This window comes from Kitasatospora sp. CMC57, assembly GCF_045866025.2.
Lineage (GTDB): Bacteria > Actinomycetota > Actinomycetes > Streptomycetales > Streptomycetaceae > Kitasatospora.
Map to the genome: position 1 here is coordinate 1454159 of NZ_AP035881.2, position 25457 is coordinate 1479615.

The following is a 25457-nucleotide window of genomic DNA, read 5'->3' on the forward strand; positions in this document are numbered from 1 at the left end:
CCCGGAAACTTCGGAGGACCCGTGCGCAAAAGGCTGACCGTCTCCGCGGCCCTGGCCGCCGCCCTGCTGCTGACCAACCCCGCCGGTGCCGCCGGCGCCGTCGGTGCGTCCGGTGCCGGGGACGTCTACTACCCGCAGTACGGCAACGGCGGGTACGACGTCTCACACTACGACCTGCGGCTGAAGTACCAGCCGGCGACCGACCAACTCGAGGGCACCGCCACCCTCCTGGCCACCACCACGGCCGCACTGTCGCGCTTCAACCTCGACTTCGCGCTCACCGTCCAGGACGTGCAGGTCAACGGCCGCAAGGCTCGCTTCGCGGCGACCGGCGAACACGAGTTGGAGATCACCCCCGTCGCATCGCTCGGCAAGGGCGAGCGCGTCACCGTGGTGGTCCGTTACTCCGGCGTGCCGTCCACCGTCACCGCCTACGGCTTCACCGCCTGGCAGCGCACCCCGGACGGCGGCGTCGCGGCCGGTGAGCCGGAGTCCGCCTGGTGGTGGTTCCCGAGCAACGACCACCCCTCCGACAAGGCCACCTTCGACGTCTCCGTACAGGTCCCCGACGGGACCCAGGCGATCAGCAACGGCGCCCTGGTGTCCCAGAGTTCACGTCTCGGCTGGACCAGGTACAGCTGGCGGCAGACCAAGCCGCAGGCCACCTACCTGGCCACCCTCGCGGTCGGCCGGTTCGAGATCGACAGCTCGGTCACCGAGAGCGGCATCCCGGTCACCACCGCCTACAGCCGCGACCTCGGCGAGAACGCCGGCGCCGCCCGCGCCAGCGTGGGACGCACCGGCGAGCTCACCGACTGGCTGAGCACGCTGCTCGGCCCGTACCCCTTCGCCACTGTCGGCGGCTACGTGCCCAACACCCGCCCCGGCTACGCCTTGGAGACCCAGAGCCAGGTCTACTACAGCCCACGGATCTTCAGCTCGGGCTCCAACACCTCCGTCGTCGTCCACGAGTTGGCCCACCAGTGGTACGGCGACAGCGTCTCGCTCGAGCGGTGGAGCGACATCTGGCTGAACGAGGGCTTCGCCCGCTACGCCCAGTGGCTCTGGTCCGAGCACGAGAACGAGGGCACCGCCCAGGAGTTGGCCGACTGGGTCTACTCCAGCAAGCCCGCCGACGACCCGTTCTGGACCGTGCTGCCCGGCGACCCGGGCCCGGACAACCAGTTCCACGCCGCCGTGTACGACCGGGGCGCGCTCGCCGTCCAGGCGCTCCGCAACGCGATCGGCGACGAGGCGTTCTTCACCGTCCTGCGTGGCTGGCCCGCCGAGCACAGGTACGGCAACGCCACCGTCGCGGACTTCCGCCGCTACGCCGAACAGGTCTCCGGCAAGCCGCTCGGCGACCTGCTGCAGACCTGGCTCTACACCGCGGGCAAGCCCGCCGCCGGCACCGCCCCGGCACTCAAGGCGGTCACCGAGCCGAAGTCCTGGCAGCAGATCAAGGCCACCGACACCCTGCACGACGCCCACTGACCCGCGCCCGGGGTGGCCCACTCCGGGCCACCCCGGGTACGGCCCCGGCCGCCCTCAGAGCCAGTCGCGGTGCTTGAAGACCAGGTAGAGCCCGCCGCAGACCAGCGCCATCAGGCCGATCGCGAACGGGTAGCCGAGCACCCAGCCCAGCTCGGGCATGTGGGTGAAGTTCATCCCGTAGACCGTGCCGATCAGGGTCGGCGCGAACAGGATGGCGGCCCAGGAGGAGATCTTCTTGATCTCGTTGTTCTGGGCGTGACCGGCCTCGGCGAGCTGCTTCATCTCCTCGTTCTGGGCCTGTGAGACCAGGGTGGCGTTGACGGTGAGGATGTTCTGCAGCATCTGCCGGAAACCGTCCACCCGTTCGGCGGCGGTGGTGGCGTGGTCGGCCACGTCGCGCAGGTTGCGCTGGAGTTCCTCGTCGGTGCCGTACTTGCCGAACCCGGCCTCCAGGCTGGCCATGATCTGCAGCAGCGGACGGGTCGAGCGCTGGAACTCGATCACCTCGCGGGAGAGTTCGTAGATCCGTCGGGAGACCTTGGGGTCACCGCTGAAGACCTCCGTCTCGATCTCGTCGATGTCGTGCTGGAGCCCGGCGATCACCGGGGCGTAGCCGTCCACCACCGCGTCCAGCACGGCGTACAGCACCGCCTCGGGGCCGAGTGCGAGCAGTTCGGGGTCGTCCTCCAGCCGGCGGCGGACCGTCGAGAGGTCGGGCGACTGCGAGTGACGCACGGTCAGGACGAACTGCGGGCCGACGAAGAGGTGGATCTCGCCGAAGTCGACCTGTTCGCTCTCGTCCAGGTAGCGGGCCGCCCTGAGCACCACGAACAGGGTCGCGCCGTAGCGCTCCAGCTTCGGACGCTGGTGGGCGACGATGGCGTCCTCGACCGCGAGTTCGTGCAGGCCGAACCGTTCGGCGGCCTCCAGCATCTGTTCCTCGGCCGGGCGGTAGAGGCCGATCCAGGCCATCGTGCCGGGCTCGCCGGGCACCTGCCGGTAGACCTCGGCCAGGCTGCCGCCGCCGGCGATCCGGTGCCCGGCCCGGTAGACGGCTGCGTCCACCACCGAGCGCTCCAGGTGCACCCCGCCGTCGCTCAGGTGCTCGGCGCGCGGGTCCATCGAGTGCTCGGGGGCGGGCTCGGGCAGTTGCCCAACGGAGCGGGTGAACGGACGTCTGCTCGCGCGGGCCGCGCGGGAACGCCAGTCGGACATGGGCGGCACCTCCGCCCCCAGTCTCCCGCCCCGTGGCTGCCGCGCACTCAAGGACACGCGGCGGATGACGGGGTGTCAGCCGATGCTGGTCGGCGCCTTCGCGGGGCCGGCCGGCTTGCGCAGGAACAGGTACAGCGTCGGCACCACGTACAGGCACCAGGCCCAGACCTGGAGCTTGGTCGGGTCGGGCTGGAAGTTGAAGACGCCCTTGAGCAGCGTCCCGTACCAGCTGTCCCGGGGGATCGTGGAGCTGATGTCGAAGGCGTGCTTCGCCAGGCCGGGCAGCAGGTCGGCCTCCTGGAGGTCGTGCAGGCCGTACGCGAGCACCCCGGCCGCCACCACGACCAGCATCGCGCCGGTCCAGGTGAAGAACTTCGCCAGGTTGATCTTGAGCGCGCCCCGGTAGAACAGCCAGCCGAGCAGGACCGCGGTGAGCAGCCCCAGGCAGGCGCCGATCAGCGGCCGGACACCGTCGCTGGTGGCCTCCACCGCCGCCCAGATGAACAGCGCGGTCTCCAGGCCCTCGCGGCCGACCGCCAGGAAGGCGGTCAGCACCAGCGCGCCGGTGCCCATCGCGACCGCCGCGTCCAGCTTGCCGTGCAGCTCCGTCTTCAAGTGACGGGCCGTCCGGCGCATCCAGAACACCATCCAGGTGACCAGCCCGACCGCGATGATCGACAGCGTGCCGCCGAGCGCCTCGGCCGCCTCGAAGGTCAGCTGGTTGGAGCCGTAGGTCAGCAGGGCGCCGAACGCCATGCTGAGGCCCACGGCAACCCCGACGCCGGTCCAGACCGGGGCGAGCGCCTTCCGGCGGTCCGTCTTGACCAGGTAGGCGATCAGGATGCAGACCACCAGGCTGGCTTCGAGACCCTCGCGCAGGCCGATCAGGTAGTTGCCGAACACGGCGGTGTCCTCCAGTACTCAGTGGGGTGGGGTCAGGTCAGCCGAAGAGCGACTGGCCCCACCACTCGCCGGGCTTGCGAACCCCCGGCGGGCAGGCGAAGTGCGCCGAACCGACGTGCTGGATGTACTCGTTGAGGGCGTCCGTGGCAGCCAGCTTGCGCTGCACCGGGACGAAGGCCTTGCGGGTGTCGCGCTGGTACGCCAGGAAGAACAGCCCGGCCTCCAGGCGGCCGAGGCCGTCCGAGCCGTCGGTGAAGGAGAAGCCCCGCCGGAGCAGCTTGGCCCCGCTGTTGCTGTCCGGGTGGGCCAGCCGGACGTGGGAGTCCTTCGGCATCGCCGCCAGGTCGGGGGCGTCGTGCTCCTTCTGCTTGCCGAACGGGGCACCCTCGCGCTTGGTCCGGCCGAAGATGTCCTCCTGCTCCTTGAGCGGGGTGCGGTCCCAGGTCTCGATGTGCATCCGGATCCGCCGGGCGACCAGGTACGAGCCGCCGGTCATCCACTCCGGGCCGTCGCCGGGCGCGGCCCAGACGTGCTCGTCCAGGGTCGCGGTGTCCTTGCCCGAGACGTTGTGGGTGCCGTCCTTGAAGCCCATCAGGTTGCGCGGGGTCTGCGCCTCCGGCGTGGTGGACGAGGTCTTGCCGAAGCCGAGCTGGGACCAGCGCACGGTCACCACGCCCATCCCGATCCGGGCCAGGTTGCGGATCGCGTGCACCGCGACCTGCGGGTCGTCGGCGCACGCCTGCACGCACAGGTCGCCGCCGCTGCGGGCCGGGTCCAGGTTGTCGTGCGGGAAGGGCGGCAGGTCGATCAGGCCCTCGGGCCGCTTGGCCCTGAGGCCGAACCGGTCCTTGCCGTCCTTCTCGAACAGGGTCGGGCCGAAGCCGATGGTCAGGGTCAGCCGGGAGGCCGGCAGCCCCAGCGCCTCACCGGTGTCGTCCGGCGGGGCCTCGGCCAGGCCGGTCGCGCCGGTGCCGACCTCGCGGCCACCGGTCATCAGGGCGGCCGCCTTGGTCCACTCCTTGAGCACCCGGACCAGGGCGTCCCGGCTGGTGGTGGAGACGTCGAAGGCGGCGAAGTGCAGCCGGTCCTGGACCGGGGTGGCGATGCCGGCCTGGTGCTCGCCGTAGAACTCGATGTCGGGGACCGCCTTGAGGGCGGCCTCGGCCTCCTCGTCGGAGCTGCGGGTGGCCGCGGCCACCGTGCCGACCGCGGCGGCGCCGAGCGCCACCCCGGCCCCGGCCCAGCCGATGACGGCGCGTCGGCTGACCGAGCCCTTCGGCTCCTGGTTCTCGTCCACTCCGGCTTCCTGCGTCTGCTCGCTCATGACTCTCCCTCAGGCCCTGCTCGACGGCCCTACTTGACCACGACGGCGGCGGCGAGCTTCGACAGCGGCTCGGCGAGCGCGTTGACGGCGTCCGAGAAGGCCTTCCGCTCCGGCCCGGCAACCTGGTCGTACGGGGTGTAGCCGTCACCCTGCTTGTACTTGGCGAGCATCGCCTGGAGGGCGGCGAACTCCTGGTCCAGGGTCTTGGCCAGCTCCGGGTCCTTCTCGGCGGCGACCGGCTTGATCAGCTCGTACGCCTTCAGCGCGCCCTCGACGTTGCCCGAGAAGTCGGACAGGTCGGTGTGGCTGTAGCGGTCCTCCTCGCCGGTGACCTTGCCGGTGGCGACCTCGTCGAGCAGCTCCTTGGCACCGTTGGCCATGCTGGTGGCGGTGATCTCGGCGGTGCCGACCCGCTTCTGCCAGTCCTTCAGGTCGGTGACCAGCTGGTCGGCCAGCTTCTTGTCGGCGTCGGTGATCGCACCGGCCTCCCAGAGCGACTTCTCCAGCTTGTGCCAGCCGGTCCACTCCTGGCCGGCCTCCAGGCCGTCCTCGCGGACGTCGGTCTTCGGGTCGATGTCGCCGAAGCTCTCGGCCACCGGCTCGGTCCGCTCCCAGCCGACCCGGGACGGGGCGAAGGCCGCCTTCGCGGCCGCCAGGTCCCCGGCCTTGACCGCGTCGGCGAACTTCTGCACCAGCGGGATGGTGGCGTCGGCCTGCTCCTGCACGTACTTGCGGTAGTCGGCGACCGCCTTGTCCAGGCGCGGGTCGCCCTTGGCCGCGGCGCCGTCACCGGTCACCGTGATCTTCTGCCGGATGCCGTCGCCGGTCATGCCCGGCTTGCAGGCGACCTCGTACTCGCCGGCCTTGATCTCGGAGGTGATGCTCGCCTTGGTGCCGGGCCCGATGTTCTCCCGCTCGGCCACGATCTTGTCGCCCGCGGCGTAGACGTAGACCTCGGTGACCTTGGAACCCTTGTTCTGCACCGCGAAGTTGACTGCACCGGACGGGAAGCTGGTCTTCGACAGCTCACAGGCGCTGTCCGTGGCGTTCACCTGGATCGCGCCGTCCGAGGAGGCGTCCTTCTTCTGCTCGGTGCAGGCGGTCAGCGCGGCTCCCGCCACTGCGAGGGTGAGCAGCGCGGCGAGGTGCGGGCGACGGACGGGCATCAGAACTCCACGGACGGGGACGGCTTGAGGGCGGGCGGGAGCTACTTAGGACACCCTCACCCAGGAGTAAGCTAAGCCATGCCTAAGCATTTGCCCACACCGGGGTGGTCACAGATCGGCAAAAGCCCGCTGCGCCCCTGCTGACGGGCCGTCTGCGCGGCCCGCCCGTGACCGGCGTCACCAGCGCGGCCGCCTGACGGGGCCAACGCCTCGGGGCCCGCCGACGGTCGCGCGTGCGGCGGGCCCCGAGGGGGTGGCGAGGGTGGGTCAGGCGGCCGGGACCGCCGTGGCCGGCGGGGTGGCCTTGGCCGGGCGGGGAGCCAGGAGGCGTTCCGCGAAGTGGCCGAAGACCAGGGCGAAGGCGGCCCACAGGACAGCCTGGACGCCCAGGGAAGCGAGACGGAACTTCCACAGCAGGGCGGCTGGGAAGGTGTCCTTGATGGCGTCCCCGTTGCCCGGCAGGAGGACGAAGGCCAGGGTGACGACGGCCGCGAAGGCGAGGCCGGCCACCACCGTGGCGTTCCAGTTGCCCAGGCGCGGGGCGAGTTGGCGGCCAAGGATGACGGCCGCGACCCCCAGCAGCACGCTGAGCAGGATCATCAGGAAGAACAGTGCGGTGCGCTTGCCGATGGTGTCCGGGTTGCCCACCGCGGGTGGGGTGGCCGGGTACTTGAGGAACGGCACCAGGTAGACGGTGGTGAACGCGGCCGCCCCGACCAGGGCGGCGGTCGCCCGGGGCGAGAAGCGGCCGATCCGGCCGAGGGCGAAGCAGTACACCAGGGCGGCGATGCCGCCGAGCGCGACGCCGTAGACCAGGACACCGGTGGCCAGCCCGAAGGTGGACTGCATCGACCGGCTGACCAGTTCCTCCTCATCCGCGGCGGCCGGTGCCGCCGGGGCGGCGGCGTCCCCGCCGTGCACGTGCTGCGGCGCCGCCGCGTGGCTCTCCAGGGCGATCGAGTCGTCGACCGACGGCTCACCCACCAGGAAGGCGAAGGCGAACGCCAGCACCCCTGCCAGCAGGCCCGCGAGCATGCCGCGGACCAGCAGGTTTCTGACAGTTGAGGAAGTCATGTGCGTGTTCTCCGTCAGTGGCAGGGGAAGCCGAGCAGGTGTCGGCCGTCGTGCACCCACTCGTGCACGGAGGCGCCGGAGAACACGGAGGTGGCGCCCTGTTCGGCACCGACGAAGTAGAGCAGCACCAGCATCAGGGTGCCGAGGAAGACCGCCCAGGGCAGCAGCGCCCGGACGGGAAGGGTCTCGGTGACCTCGCTGGCGGGGGAGACGATGGCCTGAGCCATGGCAGGACCTCCTTGGGGAACGCGCGTCCCAGTCGTTGGAGCTCGGACGACGACCCTCGGGTCTGACTCACCGGCAGTTCCCGCCCTGGGGTGGGGTCCTGTCGGCATACAGTGGCGCGACCGTGCCGGGTTCTCACCGGCTTCCGTCCTGCCGTCGTCATGTCGCTGCGAACCGTACCGCCATTCGGGGGAGGCAGCCAAGGGAGCGCGTACCGGCGCGCACGCCGCGCGAGTGCGCCGGGCGACGGTGGATCGGGCGTCGGTGCGCGGCAGTTGAGCAGAGGGAGAGAGCTGGATGACGGTACGGGTGATGTTCATCTCACCGGCGATCGGGTCCGCGCTGCGCGGTGCCAGGTTCGAGGACGGGGAGCCCCTGGACGCCGTCGGGCGGCGCCGGGCCGAGGCGGCGGCCGGGAGCGTCCGGGCCGACGGGACGGTGCTGGTCTCCCCCACCGCGCGCTGCCGGGAGACCGCCGAGGCGCTCGGGCTGACCGGGGCGCCGGGCCCGGCGGGCTGGTCGATTGGCCGCTGGCGGGGCCTGGCCCTGGACGAGGTGGCCGGTGCCGAACCCGAGGCCGTCGGGGAGTGGCTCGCCGACCCGGACGCCGCGCCGCACGGCGGCGAGTCGCTGACCGCGCTCTGCACCCGGATGGCCGACTGGCTGACCGCCCTGCCCGAAGGCCCGGTGCTGGCGGTGGCCGAGCCCGAGCTGATCCGGGCGGCCGTGGTGCACGCACTCGGAGCACCGGCACCGGCCTTCTGGCGGATCGACGTGCCGCCGCTCACCGCCACCGAACTGACCGGCCGCTCCGGCCGTTGGAACCTGCGCTGCGGCCACCCCCTGGGGTGACCGCAGCGCAGGTGGGATCAGTGCGCCGACGCTCCCCCGAGCAGCCTGTTCATCTGCTCGATCTCGGCGCTCTGACCATTGATCACCGCAGCCGCCAGCTCCTTGGCCGGGGCGTAACCGCCCTTGCCCTGCTCGGTCTCGGCCATCTCGACGGCCCCGGTGTGGTGAGCGACCATCAGCTTCAGGAAGGCGGTGTCGAACGCCGCTCCGGTGGCCTCCTTCAGCGAGTTCATCTCCGGCTCAGTCATCATGCCCGCCGCCCCGGCACCGCCGTGACCGGCGTGCGCACCGGCCGCGCCGGGCTGCGGGACCTGCTCGCCCCAGCCGCTCAGCCAGCCGGACATGGTGGCGATCTCCGGATCCTGCACCGCCCGGATCGCGGCGGCGAGCTGCGCCACCTCGGGCGAGGCGGCCCGGCCGGACGCCAACTCGGCCATCTCCAGCGCCTGTCGGTGGTGCGGGATCATGCCCTGCGCGAAGGCCACGTCGGCGGCGTTGTACGCCTTGCCGGTGCCGGCCGGGGTCACCGCCGGGACGGCGTGGTGCGCGTCGTGGCCATCGCCGCTCCCGCTGCCACTGCCGCAGGCGGTGAGCAGCAGGGCACCCGCCAGCAGGGCGGCTGCGGCGAGCGGGACACGGCGGTTCGGCTTGAGGCTCGTGGTCTCGGGGCTCGTGGTCGTGAGGTGCATGGTGTTGATCTCCTGCGTACGTAGGTGAGTTGACCGGTCGGGTGCCGGCCCGCCTATCTGCGCACGAGCTGGAGTTCGGCCAGGCTGGGCGGGGCCCGGCCGCCGTCCGGTTCGCCGGAGGTCGCAGCGAGCGGCTCGGGGGCGGTCACCCCGCACCCGTACGGGGCTGCGGGCCCGGGCGGCGCCGGGACGAACGGGGCCGCCACCGCCCCGGAGAGGCACATCGGCCCGGCGTGACCGTCACCGCCGCCGTGGTGCTGGTGCTCCGCGCTCATCCCGACCGGGGGCGGGGCCGCGAGCACCGGGCCGGCGCCGAGGCCGTGCATGGCCAGCACCCCGAGCAGCGTGGCCAGCACGAGCAGCACCCGCAGGTGGGCTCGGTGGCGGCGGCGTTCGGGGTGCATGGCGGCGGATCCTCGGTCGACGGGCGGTCAGTGGTGGGACGGTCGGTCAGTGGTGGTGGGCGTGGACCACGGCGTGGCCGCGTCCCCTGGAGATCAGCCAGCGGTTCACCGGGACGGTCAGCACGAAGGCGACCACCAGGGAGAGGGCCAGCGAGCTCCAGAACAGCAGGTCGTCCAACCCGGCGTCCATCGCTCCGGGGACGCCGACCATCACGCTGTTGTCCACCAGCTCCATCACCACGATCGACACGGTGTCAGCCGCCAGCGCGACCTTCAACGCGCCACGCAGGTCCAGACCCGCCCGCAGGACGCCGCGCATGGTCAGTGCGTAGCCGAAGACGAAGGCCAGCAGGACAGAGAGCACGACGGTCGCGCCGTTGTGCAGCCCGAGGGCGGTCCCGATCACCAGGCCGAGGATCTCGCCGATGGCGCAGCCGGTGAGGCAGTGCAGGGTCGCCTGCGCGGCGTTCCGCCAGCTGCCCCCGGTGGCGTGGTGCCCGTGCCGCACCTGGTGCGCGTGGTTCTCGTGCTGCAGGTGCTGCAGGCGGTCCACGTGCTCGTCGTGGTTCATCGGAACTCCCCTTGATCGTCGCCCTTTCGGACACCTGAACCATATACCCCCCTGGGGTATCCATCAAGGCTCCGGAGATCCGGTTCAGGACGGCACCCCCGGCTGCCTGGCATAGGCCTGCCCGCTGCGGATCAGCGCGCCCGTCCGCTCCGGGTCCATCGGCCGGGAGAAGAGATAGCCCTGCCCGAGCGGGCAGCCCATCACGCCGAGCAGCTCCCGCTGCCGGGGCGTCTCGATCCCCTCCGCGATCACCCGGACGCCCAGCGTCTCGGCGATCCGCGTGATGCCCTCGACCAGCGCGTACTGCTGCGGGGACCGCTCCAGGCCGTCGATGAAGGACTTGTCGATCTTCAGGATGGTGATCGGGAACTCCCGTAGGTAGCTGAGCGAGGAGTACCCGGTGCCGAAGTCGTCGATCGCGAGCCTGATGCCCAGCTCACTCAGGGTCAGCAGATCGGATCGCACCCGGTCGTCACGCTGCATCAGCACGCTCTCGGTGAGCTCCAGCACCAGCGATCCTGGCTCCATCCCGCAGCCCTCCAGGGCGTCCAGCACCACCTCGACGAAGCCGGGGTCGCGGAACTGCCGGGCCGAGACGTTGACGCTCACGTACAGCGGCCGGTCCCGGCCGCCCGCCCGCTGCCAGCGGGCCGCCTCGGCGGTGGCGCGGCGTAACACCCAGGCGCCGAGCGGGACGATCTGGCCGCTCTCCTCGGCCAGCGTGATGAACTGCTCGGGCGGGACCAGGCCGCGCTTGGCGTGCGGCCAGCGCACCAGCGCCTCGAAACCCTCCAGGGTGCCGCTCCCGATCTCCACGATCGGCTGGTAGAGCAGGTGGAAGGCGGAGTCCGCGACGGCGCCGTGCAGGCTCTCCTGGAGCTCGTGGCGCTCGATCATGCCCTCCTGCAGCACCGGCTGGAACCGGCGCCACTGCCGCTTGCCGGAGCCCTTGGCCGCGTACAGCGCGAGGTCCGCATGCGTGAGCAGCTCGGTGGAGTCGCCGCTGTCGTCGGTGGTCGCCACACCGAGGCTGACCGAGATGTTGACCGCGCCGACGCTGAGCGGGATCGGGTCGTCGAAGGCGCGGATCACGTGCTCGGCGAAGCCCTCCGCGTCGGCCGGGCTGCGGGCGTCCTCGATCAGCAGCGCGAACTCGTCGCCGCCGATCCGGGCCGCGGTGTCCGAGGCCCGCGCCACGGTGGAGAGCCGCAGCGAGACCGCCACCAGCAGTTCGTCGCCGACGCTGTGGCCCATCGCGTCGTTGACCATCTTGAAGTCGTCGATGTCGATCAGGAGCACTCCGGCCGACAGACCACCCCGGGTGCCGCGCCGGAAAGCCTGGTTGACCCGGTCGCGGAAGAGCACCCGGTTGGCCAGTCCGGTCAGCGAGTCGTGGAACGCCCGGTGGCTCAACTCGCGCTCCAACTGGCGCTGTTCCGTGACGTCCCGGAGCGTCAGCACCAGCCCGGCCACGGTCGGATCGGCCCGCAGGTCGCTGTGCCTGACCTCGACCTCGATCACCGCCCCGTCAGGCCGGAGCATCCGCCAGTGCTCGCGCCGTTCACGGGAGCCGGGCCGGCGCATCTGGTCCAGCGCGCCGACCACCCCGAGGCTGTCCTCCGGCGGCACCAGATCGGCGATCGGGGTGCCGACCAGGCCCGGGTAGCCGAGCACCCGGTCGGCCGAGGCAGAGGCGTACCTGACCCCGTCGTCCTCGTCCAGGATCAGGATCACGTCCGAGGCGTTCTGCACCAGGCTGCGGAAATACGCCTCGCTGTTGCGGCGGTTGACCTCCTCGCTGAGGGTGATCCGTTCCAGGGCCAGCGCCGCCTGCGAGGCGAGCGAGCCCAGCGTGTCGGTGAGCGCCAGCAGCCCCTGTTCCTCTCCGCCGACGATCAACACCCCGATCAGCGGATCGCCGGTCGGACGGTCCCGCAGGGCCAGCGGGCAGACCACGACCTGCTCGGCGCCCTGCAGGACTCCCGCCAGCTCCTCCCCCAGGTCCGCCGCCCGGCACTGGTGGCTGCGCCCGGTGGCAGCCAGCAGGTGGACGGCGCGCGGGACCCGGAAGGCCGCCCAGTCGTCGGGCCGACCGTACGGCGGCTGGAACCTGACCCCGCCGTACTGGTCGCTCAGCCCGAGCAGCACCCGGCGGCGCGGGTCGGGCGGTGGCAGCGCGGCACCGGCCGCCCGCAGCGCGCTGGTGACCTCGTCCACCCGGGTGGTGGCGGCCAGCGAGCTGACCGCCACCCTGAGCACCCGCTCGCGGGCCACGGTCTGCCGGTGGCTGCTCACCACCCCGGCCAGCCGGGCCAGCACCAGCACGTAGAGCAGCGCGGAGAAGGCCGCCACCACCCCGACGTTGCTGGTGTCGCCGAGGAAGGCGTCCAACATCAGGATCACCGGCGCGATCAGCGAGGCGAGGGCGAGCAGACCGATCCTTCCCCGGGCCACCTCGGGCGGCCGGCGCCGGGCCGGGCGGGTCATGGTGACCATCGAGGGGTGCAGCGCGGCGGCGCCCCAGGCGGTGTAGAACGCGGCCCAGCCGAGGTCCACCGGGGTCCCGATCCGCCACGTCCCGTGCAGCTGGATCAGGCCGAACATCACGTCGGAGATCAGCATCCCCAGCGTGCCCACGGTGAGCAGCCGCAGCGACCAGCTGCGCGGTCCCGGCGGCACCAACAGCTGGACCAGCATGGCCAGCACGAGGATGTCGCCGAGCGGGTAGGCCATCGAGAACGCCTTCTGAACCCACGTCAGTTCGGGGTTCTGGGAGAACGGCAGCACGATGTAGATCCAGAGCAGCAGCGCGAGTCCGGCCGTGAAGGTCAGCGCGTCCAGCAGGCCGCCCCGGTCCCGGCCCGCGTTCCGGCGGCGGATGAACAGCAACAGCCCGGCAGCGTAGAGCGGGTAGGTGAGCAGGTAGAAGCCGTCCGCTACGGACGGGAACGGGTTGACCACCTTGAGGATCTCGGTCTGCACCACCTCGGCGACCTCGCCCGCGGTGAAGCTCAGGTTGGCCGCGGCCAGCAGGAACCACGGCAGCGGGTGGGCGGGCCGGTTGTGGAAGGTGCCGAGCACGATCGCGGCCACGCCGCTCAGGCCGATCCCGGTCCACCAGACGATCCGCTGATAGGGGTGGGTGTAGTACATCGCCGTCAGCAGGACCATCCAGCCGAGGAAGACGTACACCGGGTAGGGCCATCGCCATCTGGTCATCGCAGCCTCTGGGGCGGGGAACAGAATGGAATCCTGACCAGAATACCTGACGGCGTATATTCGAAGAACAGCTCACGGGGGTCTCAAGCACACCGGGAGAGCACAGGTGGCGGACGGTGAATTGCACGTGCCGGTGGTGAACTCGCGCGGTCAGTACTCGATCTGGCCCAGCCACCGCGAACTGCCTCCGGATTGGCAACAGGTAGGCCGACCTGCGGTGTTGGCGGAGTGTAGCGCGGCCGTCGACACGCTGTGGGCCGATATAAGACCGCATTCCAACGGAGACCCGGGGATTTCCGTGCCGGAGTTGGTCCGGGCGCGGGCCCGGCTGACTCCCGGTCACCCGGCGGTGATTTCGGAACACGGATCGCTCGATTACGGGGAGTTGGTCAGGCGGGCGGACCAGTTGGCCCGGCGGCTGCGCGCACGCGGGGTCGGTGCACGGCACACGGTGGCGGTCTGTCACGACCGCAGCCCCGGCATGGTGGTCGCGCTGCTCGCGGTGCTCGGATCGGGTGCCGCCTTCCTGCCGCTCGACCCGGCGTTGCCGAGGCGCCGGCTGGACCGGCTGATCGCGGACGCCGGGGCGTCGCCGGTGCTCACCGACCAGGCGCACACCTGGCTCACCGACGACACCCTGGCGGTCGACCAGCACGGCCAGGACGGCCCCGGAGACCCGAACGACCCGCTGCCCGCTCCGGGCCCCGAGGACCCGGCGTATCTGATCTACACCTCCGGATCGAGCGGCGATCCCAAGGGCGTGATGGTCAGTCACCGCTCGTTCGCCACCGTGCTGACCGCCCTGGTCACCGCGTATGGCCTCGCCCCGGCGGACCGGGTGCTCCAGTTGGCGGCACTCGGCTTCGACACCTCACTGGAGCAGGTCTTCGCACCGCTGATCGGCGGCGCCACCGTGGTGCTGGCCGACCGGCGCGGCTGCGCGCCGACCGAGCTGGCCGACCGGATCGCCGCGCACCGGATCACCGTGGCCGACCTGACCCCGGCGTACTGGCACCAGTTCCAGAACGCCACCGAACGGGACCCGGCGCCACCCGGCCACCTGCGCCTGCTCATCGTCGGTGGGGACACCGTCCGGCCGACGGACTGCCGTCGCTGGTTGCGCCGCAGGCCCGGGGTCCGGCTGATGAACGCGTACGGGCTGACCGAGACCACCATCACCTCGGCCCTGTGCGAGCTCGGCGCCGGGCTGCTGACGGGCCAGGACGGCACCTCCGCCCCGATCGGGCGGCCGGTGGGCGGGGCCACCGTGCACCTGCTGGACCAGCGGCTGCTGCCGGTCCGGGACGGGGAGCCCGGGGAGATCTTCGTCGGCGGCCCGGGCGTGGCCCTCGGCCTGTGGCGGCAGCCCGGCCGGACCGCCGAACTGTTCCGGCCCGACCCGTACGCGGCCGAGCCCGGCGCTCGGATGTGCCGGACCGGGGACGTCGGGCGGTGGCGGGCGGACGGCCTGCTGGAGTGTCTCGGTCGGCTCGACCGGCAGCTGAAGATCCGCGGCTACCGGGTCGATCCGGGCGAGGTCGAGTCGGTTCTGACCGACCACCCGGCGGTGGGGCAGGCCGCCGTGCTGCCGGAGAGCGGGGCGCTGGTCGCGTTCTACACCAGCTCGGCGCCGGTCGGGTCCGAGGAGGTCAACAGGTTCCTCACGGAGCGGCTGGCCCGGTGGATGCTGCCGACCAGGCTGACCGAGGTGGCCGCCCTGCCGGTCGACCACAACGGCAAGGTGGACCGCAAGGGGCTGCTCTCCACCGCTCCCGCCCCCGCACCGACGGCCAGCGGGGGCGAGCCGGTCGACGCGGTCGACAGCGGGGTGGCCGAGCTCTGGGCCCGGATGCTGCACCTGGAGCGGGTACGACCCGGCGACGACTTCTTCCGGATCGGCGGCGACTCGCTGCTGGCCACCGAGATGCTGGCCAGGGCACGGATCATGTTCGGTATCGGCATCGGCCAAATCCGGGCGCTCACCCGGGCGTTGCTGGCCGAACCGACGCTGGCCGCGTTCGCCCGCAACACCCGGGCGGCCCGGGCCGGGACGCTGACGCCGGGTGATCCACCACCCGACTTCGCCGCCGAGGCCGAGCTCCGGGTGCCGATCAGAGCCGACGGCGGTCCGCCGCCGAACTGGCGCCGCCCCGGCGTGATCCTGCTGACCGGGGCCACCGGCTACTGCGGCTCGTACCTGCTGGACACCCTGCTCCGGGAGACCGGTGCCACCGTGCACTGCCTGGTCCGCGAACCCGACCCCGGGCGGGCGCTGGAGCGGCTGCGCGCGGCCGGCCTGCGCCACCTGCTACGGGACCCGCTGGACGGGGTGGCGCCGGGCCGGGTAATGGCCGAGCCGGGTGATCTCGGGGCGCCGCTGCTCGGGCTGACCGAGCGCCGCTTCACCGAGCTGGCCGACCGGGTCGACCTGATCGTGCACTGTGCCGCCAGGGTCAACTTCATCTACCCCTACCGGGAGTTGAGCGCCGTCAACGTCGGCGGCGTCCGCGAACTGGTCCGGCTGGCCGGGCACTCCAGGGCCGTCCCGCTGCACCACCTGTCCAGCATGTCGGTGCTCGCCGGGTACGGCGCGGCCGGTGTCCGCCACGTCACCGAGCGTACGCCGCTGGGGTACCCCGGACACCTCTCGGTCGGGTACGCGGAGACCAAGTGGGTGGCCGAGGAGCTGCTCCGGCAGGCTGCGGAGGCCGGTCTCCCGGTGGCCGTGCACCGGTTGAACGACATCACCGGCGACCGGGCCACCGGCGCGATGAACCACACCACCGAGATGTGTGCGCTGATCCGGCTGATCGCCGACACCGGGTACGCGCCCGACGTCGACCTGCCGATCGACTTCCTGCCCGCCGACAGCTTCGCCCGTGCGCTCACCTACCTGGCCACCCACGTCGAGGCCACCGGGCAGGCGTACCACCTGACCAATCCCCGGCACCCACTGCTCGGCGAACTCACCGCCAGAATCCGGGCGTTCGGCTACCCGGTGACCGAGCTTCCCTACCAGGAGTGGGTGCGCAGGTTCGCCCGGTACGCCGCCGAGCACCCCAAGCACCCGGCCACTCCGTTCCTGCCGCTGTTCGTCGACCGCTGCGCGGGGCGGCCCGAACTGACCGTCAGCGAGCTGTACTTCCGCCGGACCTTCCCGCGCTTCGACCGGTCCCGGGTGGTCGCGGACCTGGCCGGCAGCGGGGTGGAGCTCCCGCCGGCGGACGGCCCGCTGCTGGACCGCTACCTGTGCCACCTGATCGGCTCCGGGTACCTCGACCCGCCGACCGCGGGCGGGTGAACGCCCCGTGTGGTGGGAGGAGTTGGACCTGACCGACGCACCCGCCGACGGGCCGGTGGCGTTCGGCGGGACGCTGGACGCCGCTACCCTGCTCGGCGCCTACCGAGCCGGTCTCTTCCCCTTCCCGGCCGCCGATCCGGTGCTCGCCGCCTTCAACGAGGCGCGCTGGGCGGACGGTCCGGCCGCCCTGGTCGGCGGGGACGACCCGTACGCGGTGGCCTGGTGGTCACCTGACCCCCGCCCGGTGCTGGCGGTGGACCGGCTGCGGGCCCGGCCGCGCTGGAACTGCACGGTAGACCGGGCCTTCGAGCGGGTCCTGGAGGAGTGCCGCCGCGACCGCCGACCGCGCTGGCTGACCGACGAGCTGACCGACGCACTGCACGACCTGCGCCGGGAAGGCCGGGCGGTCAGCGGTGAGGTCTGGGAGGGCGAGGAGCTGGTCGCCGGGGTGTACGGGGTCGCGGTGGGGCCGGTGCTCAGCCTGGACTCGATGTTCCACCGCCGGCCGGGCGCCGGTACGGCGGCGCTGGCCGGGCTGGCGACCCGCTTCGCGGCGGTCGGCGGACGGCTGCTGGACGCGCAGTGGGACAGCCCCCACATCCGTTCGCTGGGGGCCGAGTTGCTGCCGCGCGAGCGCTACCTGGCGGTGCTCGGCGAACCCGACACGCCGCCGCTGGGCGCCTGACGGTCCGGCCGTGCGGAAGCCCCGGGGACCGGATCCTCACGCGTTCGCCTCGGCGTCGGAGTGCTCTCCCCCGCTCACCTCGGCCGGGTGGACGCCGAGCCCGGCCCGGTCGGCGGCCCGGACCACGCCGTCGTGGCCGCCGATGCCGCGCCAGGGGTCGTGCCGGAGCAGCAGGTGACCGTCCAGATCGACCCAGCGGGCCCGGTCGACCAGGTGTACGGCGGGGGCGATGCCGAGCGAACTGGCCGTCAGGCAGCCGAGCATCACGTCGGTGCCGCTGCCGTGCAGGGCGGCACAGATCCGCAGCGCCGCCGAGACGCCGCCGCACTTGGCGAGCTTGATGTTGATGCCGTGCACCCGGCCGGCCAACCGGATGGCGTCCTCCGACGAGACCGCATCCTCGTCGGCGATCACCGGCAGTTCGGAGCACCCGGCCACCTCGGCCAGCCACTCCGGGTGCCCGGGCGCGGTGGGCTGCTCGATCGCGGTCACCCCGAGTTCGGCGAACCGGGGTACCAGCGCCAGCGACTCCGCGACCGTCCAGGCGCCGTTCGGGTCGAGCAGCAACTCGGCGTCGGGAGCCCCTTCCCGGACCGCCCGGACCCGGGCCAGGTCGTCCTCGGGATCAGCCGAACCCGCCTTGACCTTGAGCACCCGGAAGCCGCTGAGCGCCAGTCGGGCGGCCTGCGCGGCGGCCGAACCCGGGTCGACGATGGCGATGGTCCTGGCGGTGGCGGCGGCCGGGGTTCCGAGCAGCCCCAGCAGTTGGTGCACGGGGGCGCCCGCGCGCTTGCCGACCAGGTCGAGCAGAGCGGCCTCGACGCCGGCCAGCACTCCCGGTGGCAGTTCCTTGAACGGAGCCTCCAGGCGCTGGAGTTCGATCAGGGCGGTCTCCGGATCGGGGTACCTGGACAGGTCCAGGGCCCGGCCGTGGCGGAGGACCTCCTCGGTGGGCAGGCCCAGGTAGAAGCTGGCGACCACCTCGCCGTGGCCGCTCAACCCACCGTGCCTGACGGCCAGTTCGACGGCGTCGCGCGAGGTCATGACGGAGCGGGAGATCCGCAGCGGTTCGGTGAGGTGGAGTTCCACCACCCGTAGGTCGAGTCTCACGGTCGCGGCTCCGGCCGGGTCTCCAAGGGGTCGATGACGGTGCGGCAGCGGGCCCAACCGGTCACCTCGACGGCGCCCGGGTGCGGGATCTCCACCGGTCGGGTGACCGGTGCGGGCAACCGGTGGGCGTGGCACCAGTCGTCGTCGTAGACCGTGCCCAGGTAGCGGTGCGGGCCGTCCGGGAAGACGGTGGCGACCACCGCGCCGGGCTGCACCCTGGCGGCCCAGGCGGAGACCAGCGCGACCGCCCCGGTGCTCCAACCCCCGCTGACGAAACTGCCCCTGGCCAGCCGCCGGCAGGCGTCCACCGCCTCGGCCGGGCCGACCCAGTGCACCTCGTCGAAGTGCCGGTAGCCCACGTTGCGCGGGTGGATGCTGCTGCCGAGACCGCGCATCAGCCGGGGCCTGGCGGGCTGTCCGAAGATCGCCGAGCCCACCGAGTCGACCCCGATCACCTGCAGCCGGGGCCAGCGGCGGCGCAGCGGTTCGACCAGCCCGGCACTGTGGCCGCCGGTGCCGACGCTGCACACCAGCACGTCCAAGTGGTCGAGCTGGTCCGTCAGCTCGCGGGCCATCGAGAGGTAACCAGCGGCGTTGTCAGGGTTGTTGTACTGGTCGGGCCAGTACGCACCGGGCAGCCGGTCGAGCACCTCGCGCAGCCGGGCCAACCGGGCGGCCTGCCAGCCACCGCGCTCGGCCGGGCGGTCGACCAGCTCCAGCCGGGCTCCGTACGAGCGGAGCAACTGGCGCATGGAGGGCTCCAGTTCGGTGTCGCCGACCAGCACCACCGGGTGCCCGAGGGCCTGTCCGGCGAAGGCCAGGCCGATCCCCAGGGTGCCCGAGGTGGACTCCACCACCGGCGCCCCACACCGGAGTTCGCCCCGGGCGTGGGCGCCGCGCAACATCGCGACGGCCGACCTGGCCTTCATGCCGCCCGCGCCGAGGCACTCCAGCTTGGCCCAGAAGCCGGGGTGCGCCTGCGGCAGTGGCGCGCTGATCCGGGCCAGCGGGGTGTGGCCGAGCAGCGAGAGCAGCTCGGGGTTGGCGGTGACGGGCGGGCGTACGGCGGTGGTCATCGCGGTCCCCCGTCGCCCTGCGCGGTGGCCGGGCCGCCGTACAGGTGGATGGTGCCGGGACCGCCGTCCAGCCAGAAGAACGGGTAGGGCTCCGCGCTGACCGCCGTGACCCCGTCCCCCAGCAGTCTGGGCAGCACCGCACTGCCGGTCTGGGCGAACATCACCAAGGGCTTGCCGGTCTGCCTGGCATGCTCGGCGAAGAGCTCGAAGCTGCCGTTGCCGAGGGTCATGCCGGAGACCAACAGGGCGTCACAGTCGTCGAGTTCGGCCTCGGTCCGGATCGGCTCACCCCACTCCGTCCGGCCGCCCTTGAGGTCGCACGGGAGGTACGCCGTGCCGCGCTCTCGGAGCTGCTCCAGCAGCGAGTTGACCACGCCGACCACCAGCACCCGCCGGGCCTCGGCCGGTACGAGCCCGACCACCGCCCGGGCCCGGGCCCGGGAGCGGGCCAGCGTGCTCCCGGCCGGGATCGGCACCGGACGGGCGCCGTGCGCACGGGTGTGCGGGCGGGCCAGCAGCAGGAACGCGTCCAGCGCGGCGATCCGTACGGGCAGGAGCGGGTGCTCCAGCAGCTCGGCGACGCTCGCGCCGACGCAGTCGTCCAGCGCGCCGGACGGCAGGGCGCCGGGCTCGACCGCACAGGACCCGACGGCCGCACCGAGCCGCAGGCTGAGCACCTCGTTGCGGTACCTGCCGGAACGGCCCTGGTGGCGGACGGCCTGACTGGTGGTGAAGGCCAGCACGATCTGCCCAGCCGCCGGAACGAGGCCGTAGGCACCGGAGTTGACCCGCTCGACCAGTCGGCCGACCGAGTCGGTCCTGGTGGTGGTCATCCCTGCACCGCCTCCTCCGCGTAACAGGGCACCAGCCGGGCGAGCAGCCGCTCGGCGGTGTCGAGCGCGGCGGTACCCTCGGTGTCGGTGGCCAGCAGGTGGCCGAGGTACTCGTTGTTGCTGACCGCGCGGCGGACCTGGCGGCCGGGCTCGGCGAGGGTGAGCTCGACCACCGCAGGCTCCTGCCCGACCTGCTCCGCGCCGTCGATCCCGGCCAGCAGACCGTCCCGCTCCGGCAGCAGGAAGGCGATCGCGGCGCTGGCCACGCCGGTCGGACGGGCCGTCAGGTCGGGGGTGACCCCGAGCGCGACGTCCACGGCCGCCGCCGCCAGGTCGATCCCGGAGACCCGGCGGACCAGCTCGGTGATCCGGTTCCCGGCCGGGCGCGGGTTGACCTCGACCACCCGGGGGCCACGCGGGGTCAGCTTGATCTCGGTGTGCGCGACCAGCTGGTCCAGGCCGAGCGCGGCCACCGCCCGGACGGCGGTGTCGGCGGCCGCCGCCGCGTCCGCCGCGTCGAGCGCGGCCGGGAACAGGTGCCCGGTCTCGATGAAGGCGGGCGACCCGCCGATGCTCTTGCCGGTGACCCCGACGACCTCGGTCCGGCCGCCGTACGAGACCGTCTCGACGCTCACCTCGGGCCCGGTGAGCAGCTGCTCCAGCAGCACCATGGGCTGACGTCGCTGCCCCCGGGCGTTCATCGGGAACTGCTCCAACTCCCGCAACGTGGCGTTGAGTTCCGCCTCACTCGCGACCTTGCGGACCAGCATCCCGGCGCACAGGTCGACCGGCTTGACCACCAGCGGGTAGCCGATCCCGGCCGCCGCCGCGACCGCGTCGTTCCGGTCCCGGCAGAGCGCGAACCAGGGCCCCGGCACCCCCTCATCGGCCAGCCGCTGCCGGGTCAGGTCCTTCCGGCAGGCCGCCGTGACGGCGTCCACCGAGGGCCCCGGTAGTCCGAGCCGCTCGGCCACCCGGGCCACCGTGGGCAGGTAGTAGTCACAGGACGACACCACCCCGTCGAAGCCCAGCACCTGGTGCAGCCGCTCGAGGTACGGGAGCAGCGTGGCCGGATTGTTGGTGTCGGCGGTCAGCACGTTGACGGCCGCCAGCAGCGGGTGGGTGGTGTCGGCCGGCGCGGCCCGCAGGTAGTGGTGCAGGTCCCGGGTCAGGAAGGTGAACCGGTGTCCGCCCTCGCCGATGGCCCTGGGCAGCAGTCTGCTCATGGACCCGACCCAGCTCTCGATCACCAACAGATGCGCCACGGATCTCCCTCTCGCTCCATCCGGCAGGACGGTATGAGAGCAGAACCTAGCCGACATGCGTTTTCATTTTCAAAACGCCTACATGGAAACTGTTTCCAGATAGAGTGTGGTCCCGGCCACCGGCCGACCACCCGCAGGGATGATCTGATGACCAGTCATCAGCCTTGCCACGTGGTCACCCTGGAGGTGACCCACCTCGGCGGCCCCCGTGCTCGACGCCGGTCCCCCTCCGTCGGACACCGGTCAGCCAGGGCGAGTTCGCGGTCAGACCGGGATGGCGACCAGCTCGCTGCCCTCCGTGGTGCGAACCTCGAAGTGGTCGATCTGGGCCGCCGGGAAGCCGACACCTCCCTGGGTGAGCAGGGCGTCCTGCTGGGCCGGGATGCCGTAACCGGCGTCCGGGACGGCCCAACTGGTGACGGTCTGGCGCTGACCGTCACGAGACACGGCGATCAGGGAGCAGGACAGCGGTCCCTTGATCCCGGCCAGCCGGAGGGCGACGTTTGTGCCCCACTTCTTGTCCTCCAGGGCTACCGTGGCGACCGCTCCGGTGGTCCGGTCGGAGGCCGTACGGACGGTGCCGTGGTCCAGCAACTCCTGTGCGGGGTTGGTGGAGTGGGCCACCGGAGCGCCCGGGCCGTCGTCCTCCTTGAGGGACGCGCCGACGAACGGTCCCGCGACCAGGACCGCGGCGGCGACGGCGACCAGGAAGAGCCGGCGGGTACGCGAGGCGCGCCGTACCCGGGTCACCTCGACGACCATCCGCCCCAGCAACTCGTCGCCGGGGACGGCGTCCGCCCCAGGGTGGACCGCGTCCGCGTACTCCGCCAGCAGCGGTTCCAGTCCGGAGAGCTCCTCGGCCTCGGCCGTGCACCGGGCGCAGTCCGCCAGATGGGCGGCGAACTCCGCCATCTCCTCCGGTTCGAGCAACCCGAGGACGTAGGCACCCACGTCGAGGTGCTGCTCCTGCGGGGACGTCACGATGTCACTCCTCGTTCCTCGAGTGCGATCTTGAGCGAGCGGAGCGCGTAGAAGACCCTGGAGCGTACGGTACCGGCGGGCACGCCGAGCACGGCGGCGGCCTCGTTCACCGTACGTCCCTTGAGGTAGGTCTCGACGATCACCTGCCGGTGCGGCTCGGTGAGGGCGTCCAGGGCGTCGGAGATGGTCATCAGGCGCAGCGCCTTCTCCAGTTCGTCCTCTGCCGGCATGACTTCGAGCATCGCGTCACCCACCTCGGGAGGGCGCGACCGCCGGCTCCGGTGGCCGTCGATGACGATCCGCCGGGCGACGGTCACCAGCCAGGGGCGGAGCGAGGCGGCGGCCGGCTCCAGCCGGTGGATGTTCCGCCAGGCCCGGACCAGCGTCTCCTGCACCACGTCCTCGGCCCGGTGCAGGTCGCCGCCGACCAGCCGCATCACGAAGGTCAGCAGTGCCGCGGCGTGCTGGTCGTGCAGGGCGCGGATCAGCTCCTCGCCCTGCACCGCCTCGTTCCGCGCTCCGGTGGTCACGGCCGAATCGTGCCGCATGCGCCTCTCCTCGTCGAGCAGCAGCGGGGTCACGGACGCCATCAGTAGCCGTTGCCGCCGGTGCCACCGGCGGCTGCGGCCTTCGTGCCCTCCGGGGCCGGGATGAACCAGATGCCGCCCACGCCCTGACCGTTGGTCTCCCCCGGCGCCTTGTCACCCGCGAAGCGGTACAGCGGCCAGCCGCCGAGAGTGAGCTGCTTGGTGCCGTCGGCCCGGGTGACGCTGCCGACCAGTCCGGCGCTGATCCCCTGGACCGTACTCCCCGCGCTCACCGGCACCGGCGGCCACTTGACGGCGCAGTCGCCGTTGCAGTTGGAGACCGACGGGTTGGCGGTGTCCTTGTCGAAGCGGTACAGCGTGTAGCCCAGGCCGTCCAGCACGACCGGCCCGAACTTCTCGGTCTTCCCGGCGGCCAGTGAGCCCTTCAGCACGTCCTTGTCGGCGGCGGGCGCGGAGGTGGCCGGCGCCGAGGCGGACGCGGCGGGGGTGGGTATGGAGGTCGCGGCGGGCTTGCCGTCCGAGCCGCAGGCGGTGAGCAGCAGACCGGCCACGGTGGCCGGGACGGTCAGCAACGCGGTGCGGCGAAGGGTGCGCATGGGTGGTCTCCCCCAAGGGGTCGGATGGACGTTCGCACCCATCAGTACGGAGCCGACCGGCGGAGCACTCAACGACGCGCCAAAATTCTCTCGGGCCGGCCTTCCGTACACCGGACAGGCCGCGACCCAACGCCTTCGGAGATCTCGTGAGTTGGCAGCAGAACCACACCTGGGCCACCGCGACCGCACCTACGATCGATGGTTATGACTGATCTCTATCCTCCGACCAGTCCCTACCACCACGGAATGCTCGACACCGGAGACGGCAACCGCGTCTACTACGAGCAGTTGGGCAACCCCGAAGGCAAGCCGGCCCTCTTCGTGCACGGCGGCCCGGGGTCGGGTGCGCCGCGGCGGCCGACCAGGGCGTGGGACCCCGAGCGCTACCGCCTCATCCGCTTCGACCAGCGCAACTGCGGTCGCAGCACCCCGCACGCCAGTGACCCGGCAGCGGACATGAGCCTGAACACCACGCAACACCTGATCGACGACATGGAGCGCCTGCGGGAACACCTCGGCATCACGAAGTGGCTGCTGAACGGCGGCTCCTGGGGATCGACGCTCATCCTGGCGTACGCACAGCAGCATCCGGAGCGGGTCAGCGAGATCGTCATCCAGGCCGTCACGACCACCAGCCCGGCCGAGACGTACTGGCTGTACCGGGGCGCCGGACGGTTCCAACCGGAGGCGTGGGACCGCTTCCGCGACGGCGTGCCCGAGGGCGAGCGGGACGGCGACCTGCTCGCCGCGTACGCCAGGCTGATGGAGAACCCCGACCGGGCGGTGCGGGAGAAGGCCGCCACCGACTGGCTCGCCTGGGAGGACGCGGTGATCTCGAACGAGCCCAACGGCATGCCCGGCATGTACAGCGATCGGGAGGCCGACGCCCGGATCGCGTTCGTCCGGATCTGCGCCCACGTCTTCGGCAACGGAGCCTGGCTGGAGGAGAACCAACTCCTGCGCAACGCCCACCGGTTGGCCGGGATCCCGGGCGTCCTGGCGCACGGCCGCCACGATATGGGCAGCCCGGTGCAGACGGCCTGGGAACTGGCGAAGGCGTGGCCCGACGCGCGGCTCCACATCTTCGAGGACTCGGGCCACGTCGGAAGCGAGGCGATGACGAAGGTCGTCCGAGCGGCCCTCGAAGAGTTCAAGGACCGCTAGCCCTGCACAGCCCTCCGAATTAGAACATCCATTCGATCGAGGGCGTACGCTGGAATCATGCACTTCCAGGGATCACTGCTGAGCGCCGACCGCCCCGAGCTCGGGCCCCTCGCCGGGGTGCGCCGGACCGAGCTCGGGCGCGGGGCCTGGGTGGACCTGCTGCCCGGCTGGGTGTGCGGCGCGGACGCGCTGTTCGAGCGGCTGGCCGACGGCGTCGAGTGGCGGGCCGAGCAGCGGGAGATGTACGAGCGGGTGGTGGCGGTGCCCCGGCTGCTGGCGTACTTCGGGGTCGGCGACGAGCTGCCCGATCCGGTGCTGGTGGAGATGCGGGAGCAGCTGAGCGCGTACTACCGCGAGGAGCTGGGCGAACCCTTCGTGACGGCGGGGCTCTGCCTGTACCGGGACGGGAACGACAGCGTCGCCTGGCACGGGGACCGGATCGGCCGGGGCCGGGCGGAGGACACCATGGTGGCGATCGTCTCGGTCGGCGAGCCGCGCGCGCTGGCACTGCGACCGGCCGGCGGGGGCGCGGGGTCGGTCCGGTACCCGCTCGGGCACGGGGACCTGCTGGTGATGGGCGGCTCGTGCCAGCGCACCTGGGAGCATGCCGTACCGAAGACCTCCCGCCCGGTCGGGCCGCGGATCAGCATCCAGTTCCGCCCACGCGGCGTGAACTGAGCGCTCTCCACCTCCCGGCGGCGGGCGGCCGGGCGCGGGAATGCGGGCCGGGTGTGCAGACTTCTGGGTAGACGAACGCAGCGT

The 25457-nt window shown here is 72.2% G+C and carries 23 protein-coding genes and 1 riboswitch; of the genes, 6 read left to right on the top strand and 17 right to left on the bottom strand.

The annotated features are described in order from the left end of the window. Positions 1–21 precede the first annotated feature (21 nt). Complete coding sequence (locus ACKUU6_RS06700; RefSeq protein WP_407987536.1) at positions 22–1494, top strand: M1 family metallopeptidase; 1473 nt, start codon at positions 22–24, stop codon at positions 1492–1494. 54 nt (positions 1495–1548) lie between these two features. Here the strand turns inward: ACKUU6_RS06700 and ACKUU6_RS06705 are convergent, their stop codons facing one another. The 6 genes from ACKUU6_RS06705 to ACKUU6_RS06730 form a co-directional block, all read right to left on the bottom strand. After that, positions 1549–2709, bottom strand: coding sequence for a magnesium and cobalt transport protein CorA (locus tag ACKUU6_RS06705; protein ID WP_407987537.1), 1161 nt, complete (start codon positions 2707–2709; stop codon positions 1549–1551). Between the two features lie 75 nt (positions 2710–2784). Continuing rightward, complete coding sequence (gene efeU, locus ACKUU6_RS06710) at positions 2785–3612, bottom strand: iron uptake transporter permease EfeU (protein ID WP_407987538.1); 828 nt, start codon at positions 3610–3612, stop codon at positions 2785–2787. Positions 3613–3649: 37 nt separating this feature from the next. Next, positions 3650–4936, bottom strand: coding sequence for an iron uptake transporter deferrochelatase/peroxidase subunit (gene efeB / locus ACKUU6_RS06715; protein ID WP_407987539.1), 1287 nt, complete (start codon positions 4934–4936; stop codon positions 3650–3652). 29 nt (positions 4937–4965) lie between these two features. After that, positions 4966–6102: an iron uptake system protein EfeO gene (gene efeO, locus ACKUU6_RS06720; RefSeq protein WP_407987540.1), complete on the bottom strand. Its 1137-nt coding sequence runs from the start codon at positions 6100–6102 to the stop codon at positions 4966–4968. Positions 6103–6369: 267 nt separating this feature from the next. Further along, positions 6370–7176 carry a CbtA family protein gene (locus tag ACKUU6_RS06725; RefSeq protein WP_407987541.1) on the bottom strand — a complete coding sequence of 269 codons (807 nt, stop codon included), beginning with the start codon at positions 7174–7176 and terminating at the stop codon, positions 6370–6372. Between the two features lie 14 nt (positions 7177–7190). Continuing rightward, positions 7191–7403: a CbtB domain-containing protein gene (locus tag ACKUU6_RS06730; RefSeq protein ID WP_407987542.1), complete on the bottom strand. Its 213-nt coding sequence runs from the start codon at positions 7401–7403 to the stop codon at positions 7191–7193. Between the two features lie 60 nt (positions 7404–7463). Beyond that, positions 7464–7548, bottom strand: a riboswitch (cobalamin riboswitch). A gap of 150 nt (positions 7549–7698) precedes the next feature. Between ACKUU6_RS06730 and ACKUU6_RS06735 the strand changes: the two genes are divergently transcribed. Further along, positions 7699–8253, top strand: coding sequence for a histidine phosphatase family protein (locus ACKUU6_RS06735; RefSeq protein ID WP_407987543.1), 555 nt, complete (start codon positions 7699–7701; stop codon positions 8251–8253). A gap of 17 nt (positions 8254–8270) precedes the next feature. Here the strand turns inward: ACKUU6_RS06735 and ACKUU6_RS06740 are convergent, their stop codons facing one another. The 4 genes from ACKUU6_RS06740 to ACKUU6_RS06755 all read right to left on the bottom strand — a co-directional run bounded on the left by ACKUU6_RS06740 (position 8271) and on the right by ACKUU6_RS06755 (position 13136). Then, positions 8271–8942 (bottom strand): DUF305 domain-containing protein, encoded by a 672-nt coding sequence (locus ACKUU6_RS06740; RefSeq protein WP_407987544.1) that lies wholly within the window; start codon positions 8940–8942, stop codon positions 8271–8273. Positions 8943–8995: 53 nt separating this feature from the next. Beyond that, complete coding sequence (locus ACKUU6_RS06745) at positions 8996–9346, bottom strand: DUF6153 family protein (protein ID WP_407987545.1); 351 nt, start codon at positions 9344–9346, stop codon at positions 8996–8998. A gap of 46 nt (positions 9347–9392) precedes the next feature. Then, on the bottom strand, positions 9393–9917 hold the full coding sequence (locus ACKUU6_RS06750; RefSeq protein WP_407987546.1) for a DUF4396 domain-containing protein: 525 nt from the start codon (positions 9915–9917) through the stop codon (positions 9393–9395). Positions 9918–10001: 84 nt separating this feature from the next. Further along, positions 10002–13136, bottom strand: a complete 3135-nt coding sequence (locus ACKUU6_RS06755; protein ID WP_407987547.1) for an EAL domain-containing protein — start codon at positions 13134–13136, stop codon at positions 10002–10004. A gap of 136 nt (positions 13137–13272) precedes the next feature. Here ACKUU6_RS06755 and ACKUU6_RS06760 point away from each other — a divergent pair, with 136 nt between their 5' ends. Continuing rightward, positions 13273–16437 carry an amino acid adenylation domain-containing protein gene (locus ACKUU6_RS06760; RefSeq protein WP_408649651.1) on the top strand — a complete coding sequence of 1055 codons (3165 nt, stop codon included), beginning with the start codon at positions 13273–13275 and terminating at the stop codon, positions 16435–16437. A gap of 22 nt (positions 16438–16459) precedes the next feature. Next, positions 16460–17122 carry a leucyl/phenylalanyl-tRNA--protein transferase gene (locus ACKUU6_RS06765; RefSeq protein WP_407987548.1) on the top strand — a complete coding sequence of 221 codons (663 nt, stop codon included), beginning with the start codon at positions 16460–16462 and terminating at the stop codon, positions 17120–17122. A gap of 36 nt (positions 17123–17158) precedes the next feature. Here ACKUU6_RS06765 and ACKUU6_RS06770 read toward each other — a convergent pair whose 3' ends face one another. From ACKUU6_RS06770 to ACKUU6_RS06800, 7 genes are all read right to left on the bottom strand, one after another. Further along, positions 17159–18232 (bottom strand): dipeptide epimerase, encoded by a 1074-nt coding sequence (locus tag ACKUU6_RS06770; RefSeq protein WP_407987549.1) that lies wholly within the window; start codon positions 18230–18232, stop codon positions 17159–17161. Continuing rightward, entirely contained in the window at positions 18229–19308 is a 1080-nt protein-coding gene (locus ACKUU6_RS06775) for a PLP-dependent cysteine synthase family protein (RefSeq protein ID WP_407987550.1), read from the bottom strand. Before ACKUU6_RS06775 ends, ACKUU6_RS06770 begins: the two co-directional genes overlap by 4 nt. Then, on the bottom strand, positions 19305–20141 hold the full coding sequence (locus ACKUU6_RS06780) for a Rossmann-like domain-containing protein (protein WP_407987551.1): 837 nt from the start codon (positions 20139–20141) through the stop codon (positions 19305–19307). Before ACKUU6_RS06780 ends, ACKUU6_RS06775 begins: the two co-directional genes overlap by 4 nt. Beyond that, the gene (locus ACKUU6_RS06785; protein WP_407987552.1) at positions 20138–21406 is read right to left on the bottom strand and encodes an ATP-grasp domain-containing protein; all 1269 of its coding nucleotides are present in this window, start codon (positions 21404–21406) and stop codon (positions 20138–20140) included. The genes ACKUU6_RS06780 and ACKUU6_RS06785 overlap by 4 nt, the downstream gene beginning before the upstream one ends. 264 nt (positions 21407–21670) lie before the next feature. Further along, complete coding sequence (locus ACKUU6_RS06790) at positions 21671–22387, bottom strand: zf-HC2 domain-containing protein (protein ID WP_407987553.1); 717 nt, start codon at positions 22385–22387, stop codon at positions 21671–21673. Beyond that, on the bottom strand, positions 22384–22935 hold the full coding sequence (locus tag ACKUU6_RS06795; RefSeq protein ID WP_407987554.1) for a sigma-70 family RNA polymerase sigma factor: 552 nt from the start codon (positions 22933–22935) through the stop codon (positions 22384–22386). The genes ACKUU6_RS06790 and ACKUU6_RS06795 overlap by 4 nt, the downstream gene beginning before the upstream one ends. Before the next feature lie 41 nt (positions 22936–22976). Then, entirely contained in the window at positions 22977–23531 is a 555-nt protein-coding gene (locus ACKUU6_RS06800; RefSeq protein WP_407987555.1) for a hypothetical protein, read from the bottom strand. Positions 23532–23735: 204 nt separating this feature from the next. Between ACKUU6_RS06800 and pip the strand changes: the two genes are divergently transcribed. Both pip and ACKUU6_RS06810 read left to right on the top strand, forming a co-directional pair. Further along, a complete protein-coding gene (gene pip / locus ACKUU6_RS06805; protein ID WP_407987556.1) occupies positions 23736–24695 on the top strand; it encodes a prolyl aminopeptidase in 960 nt (319 codons plus the stop codon). Positions 24696–24752: 57 nt separating this feature from the next. After that, positions 24753–25373 (top strand): alpha-ketoglutarate-dependent dioxygenase AlkB, encoded by a 621-nt coding sequence (locus ACKUU6_RS06810; protein WP_407987557.1) that lies wholly within the window; start codon positions 24753–24755, stop codon positions 25371–25373. Positions 25374–25457 lie beyond the last annotated feature (84 nt).